Raw genomic sequence first — 13258 nt, 5'->3', positions numbered from 1 at the left:
AGGATAGCGTTTTTTACTCTTGGGGGTAGTTAATATTTTTAAGTTGATGGGCATGGGACGAACCCCCTATTAGTTCCATAAACAAAAGATGTGGCTATGTTACAAGAAATACTCAATCACAGCACACCACTAATTATACTCAAATACATTAGAATTAACAGAAAAGAGAAAGATAATGTACTTGATACATTTCTTATTTGATTCCAAAAAACTACTTTTCTTTTTTCCATAATATTCGAAATTCTCCACCATGTTCTTCCGTTTTAATTTTAACCTTATATGTATCATCTTTAGATACTTTAATATTTTTTTGATATTTGCCATTATTAAATTCTAATATTGTATTATCATTTGAATCCACCACATAAGCAGTTATAGTTCCTTTCTTTGTTGTTTCATCAAAAGAAAATACCCAATTTTCACCTTTTTTCACTTTCATATCTTGAGCTGCTGAACCAGAGAATTTTTTATACTTACCAGATACACTATCTGAAGAACCATGAACTTTACCACCAACAATAGTTCCCTCTCTTGTAAAACAACCACTAAGAACTACTAGACATAAAACAAATAAAATTGTATTTTTAATGATTTTCAACATAATTACTCCTCTTATTCACAATGAAATTTCTACCATTAAAACTTATAAAAATAACTATTATAAAAAATATATATCCTAATGAATAAAAATTTTAATATTAGAGTTATAGTTTCTAAATCACCTTCTATATTTCTAAAAGCGTCAATTCTATTTGCAAGTTGGCTTTCCAACTCAGTAAACCTTTTTCAATTATATTATAATTTTAATCATTTAGAGCGACTTTCTTACTTTGATTAGTCGTTTTTGCTGTTGCGATATATACACCGATTAATACCAAAATCATTCCCATTACTTGTTTCCAAGTCATAATTGAACCATAAAATAATACAGAAATTAAAGTCGTTACAATCGGAGTAAGGTTTAGATAGATACTTGCTTTACTTGCCCCTATTTGTTCTACACCTTTATTGAATATAATATAACCAACAAGAGTACCGCATACAACCATATAAAACATTTCTAACCAACCTTGGGCTGACATGCTTGGTACAAGGTCCCAACCACCTTCAAATAATGATGTAATCGCTAGGAAGACAGATCCCATTACAGTCATGATTGTTGTAGCGAATAACGGCGATACGTCTTTCATTACAGATTTACCAACTAAGCCGTATATTACACCGCACGCTAAGGCTGCTAGAAATAATAAATCACCTACATTAAATGCTAATGAAAGTAACATATCAAGTGACCCTTTTGTAGTAACGATAATAACACCAACTAGAGATAAAACTAAACTTATTCCAACCTTGCTGTTCCATTTTTCATTTAAAAAGATAATGGCACCTAGTGTCACAAAGATTGGCATTGTTGCAATAATTAAAGAACCATTAATGGCAGATGTATACTGTACTCCTAAGAAGAAAAGTGCATTATATCCGAAGATTCCAGTCAATGAAACGAGTAATAACCCTTTCCATCTTTTCTTTAAAGAACCAATATGCCATTCAGATTTTATCGTTGAATAAATCATAAGGATAACTCCAGCTATACCAAATCGAAGAGTAGCTGCTACAAGAGGCGGAATTTCTGTTACTACATGTTCTGCTGTTGAGAATGAACCACCCCAAAACAAAGGAACTAATAACATTAAAAAGTATATTTTGTTTGAATTGTTTTGATTTTGCATCTTTGTACCCCCTATTAGTTGAATGCACAAAAACACGTTCATAAGTTCAAACTTATAAACGCATTAGTTAAAAATTAATATCCTGCTTCAATTGCAGATACTAATCCTTTCATATATTCCAAAAAATTACTAGTTGTCAAAGAATAATAAATTTCTTTCCCGTTTTTGTTTGGCCTAACTAGTTCTGCCTGTTTTAAAATTTTTAAATGATGGGATACAGCAGGTCTCGAGATGCTCATTTGTTCAGTTATTTGGTTTACATTTAAGCTGTCATTTTTAAGTAAAATCATGATAATTTGTTGCCTGTTCACATCACCTAATGCTTGAAAAATTGGAGTCGTTAACCTAAATTGTTCCAATATATTTTCTCTGTTTTTGCATTCGTAATTTTCCATAATCCACATCCTTTTAATTATTATATTCAAATTAGATTCCATCAGCATAGGGTAAATGGTAGTAAGATTCCTACTGATAGTATCATGACTATGTTTATTTCATAAGTATATCATCTTTCACAACAATAGTTAGTAAATATCATAATTAAAATTTGAAAATTTCTTTAGCTTCTACCAGAAGATCCAGCACTTTTTTGCATTCTTCAATAAAGTAATTACTTGTCACACCAATACGTAATCGACCATTACCACACTTTCTTTAAGTTTAATTGAATATTCAACAACTGAAAGGTTTACATTGGATCCCTGTGCATTGTGTGGGGATTTTTTCATAAAGAAAGACACTCTTATGAGTGCCTTCTCTCATTGTTTTTTAGCAGAAGCAAGCAGCTCCAACGATGATTAATAATATGAAGAGTACAACGAGTAATGCAAATCCTCCAGCAAAGCCACAACCTCCACAACTACCACCAAAGCCCATAATAGTTCCTCCTTTAAGTAAGAGGGGAAAACATAGGAGTTCACATGTAACGGATTCGATTTATTTTATGTTGTTACGAACTAATTGAGCAGGTCCTTTAATAAATAAAAAAAAGACACTCAATGCGTACTTATCAAATCAGTAATTTATTGATAAAAAGACATCTTCATTATTCGAAGATGTCTTTTTATACAATGCACTGAGTTACAATTATTTTAGTACCTTTCTAAATTTGCGACCAAAAGTAAGTACCATACCTGCAAGAACCATCAATATACCCACTGCTGCACTGTTATTTGTACTTGCTCCCGTTTTTGGAAGCTCTTTATATGTATCTTCTTTTTTATCAGAAGTACTATTATTTGAGATATTACTGTTATCAGTATCAGAGCCATTGCTGTTGTTAGTACCAGTACTGCCATTATCAGTGCTAGTATTGGTATTGGTATTATCAGAACCGTTACCATTGTCCTTATCTTTCACAACTACTATTTGTATTGTAGTTACCTCATTACCGCCGGAGTCACGAACAAGGAACTTGACTTCGTAAGTACCAGTTTTAGCTGTATCTACTTCACCAAAATGTATTACTTTATCAGTAATATCGCCATCTTCTTTATCAATAGCTTTAACCCCTGACATTTGATCGAATTTGTCTCCTACATTTATATTCACTTCAGCAGGTACAGTTAATACTGGTGATTCATCTTTTAACTTTTCTTTCCCTTTAACCGTTACCGTTTGTTTCGCAGTTACTTCATAACCTTTAGAGTCTTTAACTGTGTATGATAAAACATACGTACCCGTTTTAGTAGTATCTACTTTACCGTCAATTGTTACTTTAGAAGTGATATCACCATCTTCTTTATCGATAGCTTTAACCCCACTCATTGGGTCGAATTTATCATCAATTGTTAATACTGTTTCTTTTGGTACTGTTAACTCTGGTGCTTTGTCTTCAACAGGTTTTTCATTAACTATTATAGTTTGTGTTTGAGTTGCCAAATGACCTGCAGAATCTTTAACTGTGTATTTAATCGTGTAAGTGCCTGGTGTATTTGTATCTATGTGACCTTCATATTTTACTTCTGGCGTAATCTCACCATCTTCTTTATCCGTAGCACTTACATCGTTCATTGGATCGAATTTATCTCCTTCAGTAATTGTAGTTTCTAAAGGTACTTTTAGTACTGGTGATTCATCTTTTGTTTCTTCTTTCTCTTTAACCGTTACTGTTTGTTTTGCAGTTACTTGATGACCTTTAGAGTCTTTAACTGTGTACGTTAACTCGTAAGTACCTGCTTTAAATATATCTACTTTACCATCAACTGTTACTTTAGAAGTAAGGTCTCCGTCTTCTTTATCAGTAGCGGATACTCCTGCCATTGGGTCGAATGAATCGCCTACATTCATTGTTGTTCCACCAGGTACTGTTAATTTCGGTTCCATATCTGGAGTTTCTTCGTTTTCTTCTACAATAACAGGTTTAGAATCAGTTGCTTCCCAAATAGGAGCGGCTAAAAGTGGATAATTCAAATTTTCTATTTTTTGTCTTGTTTCTAGTGTAGCAATTAGCCCCCATTTATCAAAGAATGGAAGTAAATTTTTCTGTGCAATCTTAGAAGTATTATAAATGAAATCTTGTATTTTCTCGTCACTAGTTTTAGGAAGTTCCTCGTTCGGAATTGCACGGTATAATTGATGTAATTTCGGATAGAATTCTTCCCCAAAAGCTAAGTCTAATTGCCAAAACATTGTTAATTTGACGAAGAGATCATCAATTTTATTATAGTCTTTTTCGGATTGAGGCTTATTTAAATAAGTAAATGCTTTGTCATATGTTCCGTTCTCTAACCTCGATTTATTTCCAAAAGCTCGTTGTACGGACATACTATAAATATTTACAGTAACTTCCCCTAATCCATCCCATGTCCAAGGAAGTTGTTGCCTTTGATGACCAGCTTCATGCCAAGGTCCCCATCCATTTTCTGTAAAGTCTTTCACATTTAGTACATGCTGAATTGCATCTCCGACATACGCAGTTCTACCATAATACGAATACATATAAAGAGTTGAGTGATTATCCTCCACAAAGTGTACATAATGCTTGTCCGCTTCCTTTTCAGATAAACCAGAAACTCGATCTTGAATTCTAATAGATTCATCTAATTTTTTTAAGAGTTGTACAGGATCTGTGTTAGAACCTATTAAATATTTTTTCACTCTTGCAGGACTTGCGGTTATAAGTACACGCTCTCCTTTTAGTTCCACCGCATGGGCATTAGGATATTTATCTAGCATGTCTACTAAATCTTGTTGTGTATGTTTTCCTAACTCAAACAGAGGGCTAGTTGTTCCACCTGTTTTTATCTCCGTCTTCACTGTTCCACCTTGCCCTGGATTATATAAATAAATCATTCCGCCATTTGGAGATTCGATTGTATTTTCTCCTGGTTTTAAAGTGAACGACTTTATGAGCGAATCTTGATTCCATGCACCATCGTATGAGAATGTTCCTATATAAGCTTGAATATTTTGTGTTCCTTCAACTTGAATGGTGATTTTTTCGTTTGGACTTGCATATAGTCCAGTTGGTTCATAGGGGCTAAACTTAAATTGTCGTCGATCATTTGCTCTAATTTTTTCTGGATCTCCCTTACCTTCGGCATAAAAAACATGTTCCGCCGATACTTGTGTTTTAGCTGCAACTTTTGTTATTCCTGTTACTCCTCCCATAAATGGTGAAGCAAGTACATTCATAGCTATTAATGTTTTGATTGCGACCCCTTGATGCCTTTGCTGGGTATCTTTTTTCATTCTGTACCACAAACCTTTCTGTAGTTTTACAAGTTTAATAGTTCAATACATATTAATAAGTTTTATATAAACATTTTCACATTAGTGAAATGTAAAACATGAGTATAAATGGAGGATTCGGTCCGGGCCTCTTCGTGCTTTGTACAAGCTGAAAACAAAAAGGATGGTGAGTGCAGGTTACCTTCTTTCTGAGTAGAAGGGATTTATATACAAAAAATAATCACCAATAATTATAAAGAAAATTCAGAAAAATTATCTTCTGCAATTTTTTAGTTTATTCATAATTTTTTATCACCTTGATTTTAACATTCACTATATAATATGACAATTAAAATATGACATTTTTCGTTAAATATCGACAAAAAAATCCTTCATCACATCTTTTGATTGGATGATGATATAAACAAATATAGTAATGAAGAAATATCGAGCAACAAGTATTAGCAAACATTATAAAAAATTAATTATTGATATCAGCTAATACTTATTGTTACATTCGGTTCCATTCCTACATCCCCCCTATATTTAATACTTATCCTTACTCACCTTTAACAATCGCTCAGAATAATATGTACCTAGAGGGTGTGACAATATTGAAAAAAAACATTGAAATTACAAGAGATATACAAGTCATACGGTCTATCCAACGCGATCTCAATATTGTGACAGTCGCACTATTACTAACTGGACAGATCACTATTATAGGAGTCTTTGTGACACCAGGAGGTTTTCGCGTTTCATTAGGAGGACCATTAACAGGAGAAAGTCGACTAGAAGGTAAATTCGAAAAACAAACTGCGAATATGATTATTGATGTAATAGACGTTATCCTCGCCGCACTATTACTCAACGATGAAATTGGAGTTACGGGGAGTTTTATTGCACCTGGTAGATTTACTATTAATGTGAGTGGACCAATTTTTGGTGTTCCTAAACTTGAACCTACTCTCCCTTACTTGAAAAGGGATTATAAGTTCTTCCAAAAAGTTGTGTCCAAACATTTTCATGTGAATCCTAACTTATTAAAAATACTTACAAAGGAATGATAACATGGCTTTAACAGATATTCCCACTATTCACCCATCTAAAAACGGAGTCTTTCTTTTAGCTCTTCCTTTAATTATTTTTATCTTCTTTTTTACTCAACCTAAAGTAGAAACAAAATAATACTCTCGCTAACTAGGAAAGAGCTTATTTCTCATCACCAAAATTCTAGGTTCTTTTTTACAAATTCCAGAACCAAAAACGGCTTGCATATTAAAGCAAGCCATTTTTGGTTCTTTCCTATAACCTATTCTAAGCTTTTTATTCCACGGTTCATCTTTTTTAAACCGATATTTCCCTCTTTAGGTAGGGAATATCAACTACTTGTATCTCATTTCAAAGCTCTCTTTCTTTCCATCCCATTCAATTGTGACAAGAAACACTTCTTCCTTATCATGCACTGCACAACCTGAACATGACGATTTTAATTGAATCGTTCCCCTATCAATAAATCCTGTTCCCTCTTGTTTACTACTATTATCTTCAACTCTCCATTTTACGTCATTGATTTTTTCTCTATCTTTTCCTTTGTAAATAATTGTGCCTTCTCCAGATTCACTCGTATCTGTCTGTGAAATTATATACTTGCCTTTCCAATGCTTACTTTCTCCAACATATGAATAGGTGCGATCACAACCACTTAACGTCCAAAAACATATCATTACACTAAACAGCATTATGATTTTCCTCATACCTTCCACCTTTTTAGATTTTATTCGGATATCGTATCTATAAATCAATACGAAAAAAGGTGTAGTTATATTATTTTTCGTCCTACAAAATGGATATATTATAAATACTCAGGGAATGTTTTACAACTTTTTTCTTGTTCCATATCATGTCCAAAGAAAACAATAGGTTTTTCATCCAAAACAATTTCTTTTAATCGTTTGATAGATTGTGAGGCCATTTCTGAATCAAATCCTGCGAATGGGACGCCCTGCTCAAAGTTTTCCTGCGTGTAAGATGCATCAATCGTTAGTAAAACAGAACCTGACTTTTCCGTTTTAACAAATACTGATTGATGCCCTGGGGAATGCCCTGGCGTATAAAGCAACTGAACACCTGGCATTACTTCATAATCTCCCTCAATCATTTGATAGTTCAAATTTGGTAGTATGCATTCCTTTAAATATTCTTCTCTATGTAAAGCAGCATCATGTTCAGTTCGTTGCACAATAATGGGTGTATGGTTGAAGTTCCCATTCCCCCCAGCATGGTCAAAATGCAAATGAGAACTAATAACACAGAGAAGATCTTCTGGCGCATAACCTACCTGCTTTAAAATATTTATAACTCTATCATCCGGTTTCATTTTCGGGAGGATCTGTCCTTCAACAAACGTTCCCTTAAAAAGATCTTCATTATCTACTGCGCTTTCTGGCATTCCTGTATCTATCAAAATTGGACCTTCTGTCGTTTCCAACAGATAGCACCAGACTGGTAAATTCAAGAGTTTACCCGGAGTAAGCGTACTATTAACAGAAGAATGATCCAACATGCAGCGGCCAGCTGGTAAAAAGTAAAGTTTTTTAACCGTCATTCTATATCCACCTTCTCGTATCAGTTTGGATAAAACAGTACTATAATACTTCCGCTAACAACAAACTTTCTCCTTTTATCTCTTTTTTCACTATAAACTTTTCTTTACATTTTCATGTATCCATCTCCGCATCACCTGTAACTCCTCATTTGAAGCAGTTCCTTCGCCGTATCTCACTTTCTCATAAATCGGAATAATAGTATCACCTTTATGGATACGGGAAAACCATTGCTGCATCGTCTCTTGTAATCTTCTCTTTTCAAACTTCGGTAATGTCATTTCCCATTTAATTAACATTGCACGCACTTCTTCTATTGGAAGGATTAAGCTATCTTGCTCTTCTTGTTCTACATTCCCCTCAACTTTTCGTATTTCTTTTTGTTTCGTATCAATAAGATGGATCTCCTGCCTCTTATTCCGTATAAGACGAAAGATGAAAAATATGATTAATATTACTAAGACAAGGATGCCAATTTGTATAAATATATTTTCAGTGCTAACGCCTAGAAATTCTATGCCACCAAGTGGCACCTTTCTATCTCGAGGAATTCCTTTGTGGTTCTCTTTCTTATAATACCCATTTTTATCAAAACCCGGAAAATCTTCTATTTCATATAATCCTCCTGAATCCTCTCCTGGTTCCACCGGCGTTCCTGCTCCTTTAAATACCCATTTTCTAGGCATTTGTGAGTCGCCATCCTCTCCTACCTTTGATTGAGAAGAATCTAATACTTGTTCCTTTGCAAAAAAGACCCCTTCCGTTATTCCAATCGCTAATATAAAACAAAGACCAATAGCTAGGAAACAAAATATAACACGCGATCCCCATTTCAATGTATTCACCGTTCCTCCCTTTACTTCACAATTTGTATCCATCCTTTTTGTTTTTCAGGTGGATATCCTATAATTAATGGGATACATCCTGCTTCTTGTCTGCGAAATCCTGTTTGATAAAAGAAATGCGTATTAAGCGGTGTATCTTTTTCCGTTAATGAAGACAACAAATCCATTGCTTTATAAAGTTGTTTTCGGTGCTTTCCGCCCTTTAAATGAATGACACCTTGTTCCCGTACTCCATTTATCCATAGTTCGAACGAGCAATCTTGTGAAATTAACTCCCGGCATACACCAGCAGCAACTTGAATTAAATATTCCATATCGGTGCGAAGTGTATATCCCGTTTTACCTAATAGATTTACATATAATGCATACCGATCGCCTTGCGTATATTCATACTTTTTTGCACTAATAACTCCTGTTTTCGCAGTAGCTCCCCAATGAATCGAACGAAAGGATTCCCCTTCATACTCTTTCACACCTACTATTTTCGTTTCATCATATAACGGAGAAACAGCCGCTCTACGAAATCCGTGTTTCCATGTTGTCATTTCTGGTATTGTTACTTTCGACATTTGCGGAAGAATATGAAATTCAGGGAGTTTCTTTTGTTCAATAGGCAAGTAATACGTTAAAAGACCAAATGGATCTGATATCATGAGTTCCGCAGCTTGCCACCCTTGTCTCCCTCTTTCATGTGCATTTCCCTCTAACATAATTGTTATCATATCTCGCCCTTCTAATTGGAGAGGAATTTGATACGAGTGATGCGAACGCTGCATCTTCTGATCCGTTTCCCACTCTATTTGTTCATTAGAGCGAAACTGAAGAGCTGCTTTAAAGATTGGAAAACGTGCTTCATTTATAATCTGCACCACATATTCTCCTCTTTCGTTCATAAATAGCCTCTTTTGATTTTGGGGGATTTCCCATTTCACTTTCATGACTGCCTTCATATACAAATACAAAAATCCAACTAGCAACAAATAAAACAAAAAGATAGCCACAATGAAAAATTGATTGGTAAACACGACGAGTATAAGACAAAATGCGCCGATTCCCACTATAAAAAGTGGCTCTAACAACGGATGTTTCCTTTTTATAATTTCATTCATACGCTTTCCACTGGCACTGCAAGTTTTTCTAAAATCCCTTGCAGCACATCTACTTTAGTTGTTTTCATATCCCCTTCAATCGTTAACGTTAACCGATGGGCACAAACCGGGGATGCTAAAGCTTTCAAATCATCAGGAGTTACATAATCTCTTCCTTTTAATAAAGCTCTTGCTTGAGCGGCTCTCATAAAAGCTAAAGATCCACGCGGACTAACCCCAATTTCTACTAAATCATGATTTCGCGTCGCTTCTACAATATCAAGCAAGTATTCTTCCACCTCATCATGTATATGAATCTTTTTAGATTGCTCTTGCAACTCCAATATGTCAGAGAGAGTTACAACGCTTTGTAAATCGTTAAATGGATTGTTTTCTTTAAATCGTTTTAACATTTCCTTCTCATATTTTCGATTTGGATACCCTTGGCGAATGGTTAATAAAAAGCGATCCAATTGTGCATCTGGAAGTGTAAATGTTCCTGCCGACTCTAAAGGATTCTGCGTTGCCAATACAATAAATGGGCTTGGTAATACATGTGTTACGCCCGCAATCGTTACCGTACGTTCTTCCATTACCTCTAACAATGCTGATTGCGTCCGCGGAACCGCCCTGTTAATTTCATCTACTAATACAAGATTCGCAAAAATAGGCCCCTTCCTCGTTTTAAAATCACTTTCTTTCATATCAAAATATTCTAATCCTACTACATCACCCGGCAACGTATCCGATGTAAATTGAATACGTTGAAAAGCCCCATCAATACTTTTCGCAAGTGTTTTGGCTAATGTTGTTTTTCCCGTTCCTGGTACGTCTTCTAGTAAGACATGTCCGTTGGCAACTAGCGCGATCATTGCTAAATCAATTACTTCTTCCTTCCCTACAATAACTTTTGAAACATTTTCTTTAATTTTCTCTAATATAGACATATTTTTTATCACCCTTAAGTGTTTGATTTTTCTGATATTTTAACACAATATCCTTTTTCCATAAACCGGAAAATGAATTGGATTTTCAATTCTTATTCCAAATATAATCCCAAACCTTTACAATCCCCTTTGTTCACATAAAGTTCAATTATTTCATATAATCGAATACCCTATAATTATGATACAATAATTTTAAACTTGTTATACTATGACTCCTGGAACACTAGGAGTCTTTGTTATGTAACCACCATGATTTGAAAATACAATAGAAATTTACAAATCGAAAACCCACATTATAAAATTTGCACCAGGAGGTATATAATGAAAAAATTATATTATGCATCGTTCGTATATTTGGTAATCGGTTTATTATCAGGTGTATTCGCTAGAGAATATGCAAAATCAAAAGGTATTCTAGGATCCACTCTGCTAAACCTTTTACATACACATACGCTCGTACTTGGGTTTTTATTTTTCTTAATTGCCCTGGCATTAGCAAAAGCATTTTCATTTCATAAAGCGAAGGGCTTTAATAGTTGGTTCATCGTCCATAATATTGGATTAATTTTAACCCTTTCTTCACTGGCAACTCGAGGGCTTCTTCAACTAAATGGTGCTAATTTTAAAGAATTAACCTATATAATTGGATTCTCTCACTCTCTCATTGGTCTTACCCTTATTTGGTTTATGATTCTATTAAAAAAATCATTCAAAATGTAGTGTGTAATAAAACTTCAACCAAAACAAAAAAGAGTCTCATATTACTTATGAGACTCTTTTTTCTACATTAAACAGACTCTATAACCTTAGAGCTATAAATAAACATGCTACTCATCTTTTTCGTACCAGAAATATACATAGTTTATATTTATAAATTTAATATCATTTTAGCAACCATAAAGTAAATGATTAGTCCAGTGCCATCAACAAACGTTGTAATGAACGGTCCGGAAACAACGGCAGGGTCTAGTTTGAATCTTCTGATAATCAATGGTAATGCAGCGGCTACAATAGAAGCCCAAACAACAATAAACACCATTGTAATTGCTACAACTTGTGCAACTTCTATTCCAACTCCTAATATATATGCACGAATTAGACCTGCTGTACCAAGCGCAAGACCAAGGAGTACACCAATTAACATCTCTTTTCTTATAACACGAAAAATGTCTTTAAACTTCACTTCCCCGATACCTACTGCACGAATAATTGTTGCTACAACCTGTGTACCTGTGTTTCCTCCAGTACCTACTAGTAATGGAATAAAGAACGCAAGTGCGACCACTTTGTCAAGTTCATCTTGAAAATGGTGAAGTACTGTGCCTGTATATGCCTCAGCCATGAATAGAAGCAATAACCAGGGAATCCGTTTAGAAAAAATCCTCCAAATAGAAGCTTCAAAATATGATTGATTTAATGGTTCGCTACCACCTAACCTCTGGATATCTTCAGTTGCCTCTTCTTCCATTACATCCATTACATCATCAAATGTTATGATACCAATCATTTTTTTATCAGCTGTTGTTACAGGTAAAGCAGATAAATCATGATCTGTTAACTTTTTTACAGCTTCTTGTTGATTGGCTTCAGCATATACTGAGATAATATCTCGAATCATTATGTTTGATAAGATTTCCTCATCCGATGCTGATAATAACTCACGTATGGAAACGATTCCTTTGAGGTGTCCGTAGTTATCTAGAACATATATATAGGATACCGATTCTACATTTGTAGCAATTTTTCTAACATGCTCTAAAGTCGTTTTTATTGACCAATCCTCTCTAGCTGAAATATAATCACTTGTTACAAGACTACCTGCTGTCTCAGGTTTAAATTTCATTAAATCCTTTACCTTTTGTTGCGTTTCTTTATTTAAATACGACATTAATTGTCCATCTTTATTAAGCTGAATAGCTAGAAACAAATCAACAAGCTCATCAACTGGTTGCTTATTCAGCAATATTCTAGATTTATCTCTAGGTAAATTGATTAGGATCTTATACTGTTCGTCTGGACTCATATGTCTAAGGACTTTAGAGCTTTTTGTAATTGGGATCAGATCTATTACTGATACTTGATCTTTAAGTGGAAATTTTTTAATTTCTTGTGCAATATCATATGGTGGATCACTCAAAAATTCTTCTACCATAAAAATATTTTCTGTTAACAAAAGCTGCTTTAATTTATTTTTCATCATAATTCCTCCTAATAAATAGTTCCATTAGGTCATTTAATAGTACAAATAATTAGATATCGATGATCGTATACATAAAAAAACCTTTACTCAAAAAGGAGTAAAGGTTTTTAAAAATCACAAATAAACAAAGGGTGAAATCTCTTTTTACCATCATAGAGATATATCCCTCC

At 34.2% G+C, this 13258-nt stretch carries 13 protein-coding genes and 1 pseudogene; 3 read left to right on the top strand and 11 right to left on the bottom strand.

What is annotated here, in order from left to right; translation table 11 throughout:
- Window positions 1–81 precede the first annotated feature (81 nt).
- A pseudogene (locus BLV40_RS16695) lies at window positions 82–201 on the top strand (integrase); the annotation flags it as partial.
- A gap of 10 nt (window positions 202–211) precedes the next feature.
- Here the strand turns inward: BLV40_RS16695 and BLV40_RS16690 are convergent.
- The 5 genes from BLV40_RS16690 to BLV40_RS16670 all read right to left on the bottom strand — a co-directional run bounded on the left by BLV40_RS16690 (window position 212) and on the right by BLV40_RS16670 (window position 5342).
- Entirely contained in the window at window positions 212–601 is a 390-nt protein-coding gene (locus BLV40_RS16690) for a hypothetical protein (protein WP_090691949.1), read from the bottom strand.
- Between the two features lie 202 nt (window positions 602–803).
- Window positions 804–1730, bottom strand: a complete 927-nt coding sequence (locus BLV40_RS16685; RefSeq protein WP_090691946.1) for a DMT family transporter — start codon at window positions 1728–1730, stop codon at window positions 804–806.
- Between the two features lie 74 nt (window positions 1731–1804).
- Window positions 1805–2125 carry a metalloregulator ArsR/SmtB family transcription factor gene (locus tag BLV40_RS16680; protein ID WP_090691943.1) on the bottom strand — a complete coding sequence of 107 codons (321 nt, stop codon included), beginning with the start codon at window positions 2123–2125 and terminating at the stop codon, window positions 1805–1807.
- A 373-nt stretch (window positions 2126–2498) separates the two neighbouring features.
- Window positions 2499–2606, bottom strand: coding sequence for a YjcZ family sporulation protein (locus BLV40_RS16675; RefSeq protein WP_000505670.1), 108 nt, complete (start codon window positions 2604–2606; stop codon window positions 2499–2501).
- A 210-nt stretch (window positions 2607–2816) separates the two neighbouring features.
- Complete coding sequence (locus tag BLV40_RS16670; protein ID WP_244525420.1) at window positions 2817–5342, bottom strand: immunoglobulin-like domain-containing protein; 2526 nt, start codon at window positions 5340–5342, stop codon at window positions 2817–2819.
- 674 nt (window positions 5343–6016) lie between these two features.
- Between BLV40_RS16670 and BLV40_RS16665 the strand changes: the two genes are divergently transcribed.
- A complete protein-coding gene (locus BLV40_RS16665; protein WP_026591539.1) occupies window positions 6017–6469 on the top strand; it encodes a hypothetical protein in 453 nt (150 codons plus the stop codon).
- 318 nt (window positions 6470–6787) lie between these two features.
- Here the strand turns inward: BLV40_RS16665 and BLV40_RS16660 are convergent, their stop codons facing one another.
- From BLV40_RS16660 to BLV40_RS16640, 5 genes are all read right to left on the bottom strand, one after another.
- The gene (locus BLV40_RS16660) at window positions 6788–7159 is read right to left on the bottom strand and encodes a hypothetical protein (RefSeq protein ID WP_139265557.1); all 372 of its coding nucleotides are present in this window, start codon (window positions 7157–7159) and stop codon (window positions 6788–6790) included.
- A 98-nt stretch (window positions 7160–7257) separates the two neighbouring features.
- Entirely contained in the window at window positions 7258–8010 is a 753-nt protein-coding gene (gene aiiA / locus BLV40_RS16655; protein ID WP_090691931.1) for a quorum-quenching N-acyl homoserine lactonase AiiA, read from the bottom strand.
- Between the two features lie 90 nt (window positions 8011–8100).
- On the bottom strand, window positions 8101–8853 hold the full coding sequence (locus BLV40_RS16650; RefSeq protein ID WP_090692113.1) for a hypothetical protein: 753 nt from the start codon (window positions 8851–8853) through the stop codon (window positions 8101–8103).
- Window positions 8854–8864: 11 nt separating this feature from the next.
- The gene (locus BLV40_RS16645) at window positions 8865–9962 is read right to left on the bottom strand and encodes a DUF58 domain-containing protein (RefSeq protein WP_090691928.1); all 1098 of its coding nucleotides are present in this window, start codon (window positions 9960–9962) and stop codon (window positions 8865–8867) included.
- Window positions 9959–10888: an AAA family ATPase gene (locus tag BLV40_RS16640; RefSeq protein WP_026591543.1), complete on the bottom strand. Its 930-nt coding sequence runs from the start codon at window positions 10886–10888 to the stop codon at window positions 9959–9961. Before BLV40_RS16640 ends, BLV40_RS16645 begins: the two co-directional genes overlap by 4 nt.
- Before the next feature lie 321 nt (window positions 10889–11209).
- Here BLV40_RS16640 and BLV40_RS16635 point away from each other — a divergent pair, with 321 nt between their 5' ends.
- Entirely contained in the window at window positions 11210–11608 is a 399-nt protein-coding gene (locus tag BLV40_RS16635; RefSeq protein WP_090691924.1) for a DUF2871 family protein, read from the top strand.
- Between the two features lie 148 nt (window positions 11609–11756).
- Here BLV40_RS16635 and mgtE read toward each other — a convergent pair whose 3' ends face one another.
- On the bottom strand, window positions 11757–13085 hold the full coding sequence (gene mgtE, locus BLV40_RS16630; protein WP_090691920.1) for a magnesium transporter: 1329 nt from the start codon (window positions 13083–13085) through the stop codon (window positions 11757–11759).
- Between the last annotated feature and the right edge of the window lie 173 nt (window positions 13086–13258).

It is taken from the genome of Bacillus sp. 166amftsu (assembly GCF_900107445.1).
In the GTDB taxonomy this organism is placed as follows: Bacteria; Bacillota; Bacilli; order Bacillales; family Bacillaceae_G; genus Bacillus_A; species Bacillus_A arachidis.
Note: the sequence above shows the minus strand (reverse complement) of the source record. Positions and strands in the feature narration are given on the sequence as shown.

Excerpts from the sequence above, each read along its gene's own strand:
- aiiA (WP_090691931.1), bottom strand. The coding sequence starts at position 8,010 with ATGACGGTTAAAAAACTTTACTTTTTACCAGCTGGCCGCTGCATGTTG.
- BLV40_RS16640 (WP_026591543.1), bottom strand. The coding sequence starts at position 10,888 with ATGTCTATATTAGAGAAAATTAAAGAAAATGTTTCAAAAGTTATTGTA.
- BLV40_RS16645 (WP_090691928.1), bottom strand. The coding sequence starts at position 9,962 with ATGAATGAAATTATAAAAAGGAAACATCCGTTGTTAGAGCCACTTTTT.
- BLV40_RS16635 (WP_090691924.1), top strand. The coding sequence starts at position 11,210 with ATGAAAAAATTATATTATGCATCGTTCGTATATTTGGTAATCGGTTTA.
- BLV40_RS16690 (WP_090691949.1), bottom strand. The coding sequence starts at position 601 with ATGTTGAAAATCATTAAAAATACAATTTTATTTGTTTTATGTCTAGTA.
- BLV40_RS16685 (WP_090691946.1), bottom strand. The coding sequence starts at position 1,730 with ATGCAAAATCAAAACAATTCAAACAAAATATACTTTTTAATGTTATTA.
- BLV40_RS16680 (WP_090691943.1), bottom strand. The coding sequence starts at position 2,125 with ATGGAAAATTACGAATGCAAAAACAGAGAAAATATATTGGAACAATTT.
- BLV40_RS16675 (WP_000505670.1), bottom strand. The coding sequence starts at position 2,606 with ATGGGCTTTGGTGGTAGTTGTGGAGGTTGTGGCTTTGCTGGAGGATTT.
- BLV40_RS16660 (WP_139265557.1), bottom strand. The coding sequence starts at position 7,159 with ATGAGGAAAATCATAATGCTGTTTAGTGTAATGATATGTTTTTGGACG.
- BLV40_RS16670 (WP_244525420.1), bottom strand. The coding sequence starts at position 5,342 with ATGGGAGGAGTAACAGGAATAACAAAAGTTGCAGCTAAAACACAAGTA.
- mgtE (WP_090691920.1), bottom strand. The coding sequence starts at position 13,085 with ATGAAAAATAAATTAAAGCAGCTTTTGTTAACAGAAAATATTTTTATG.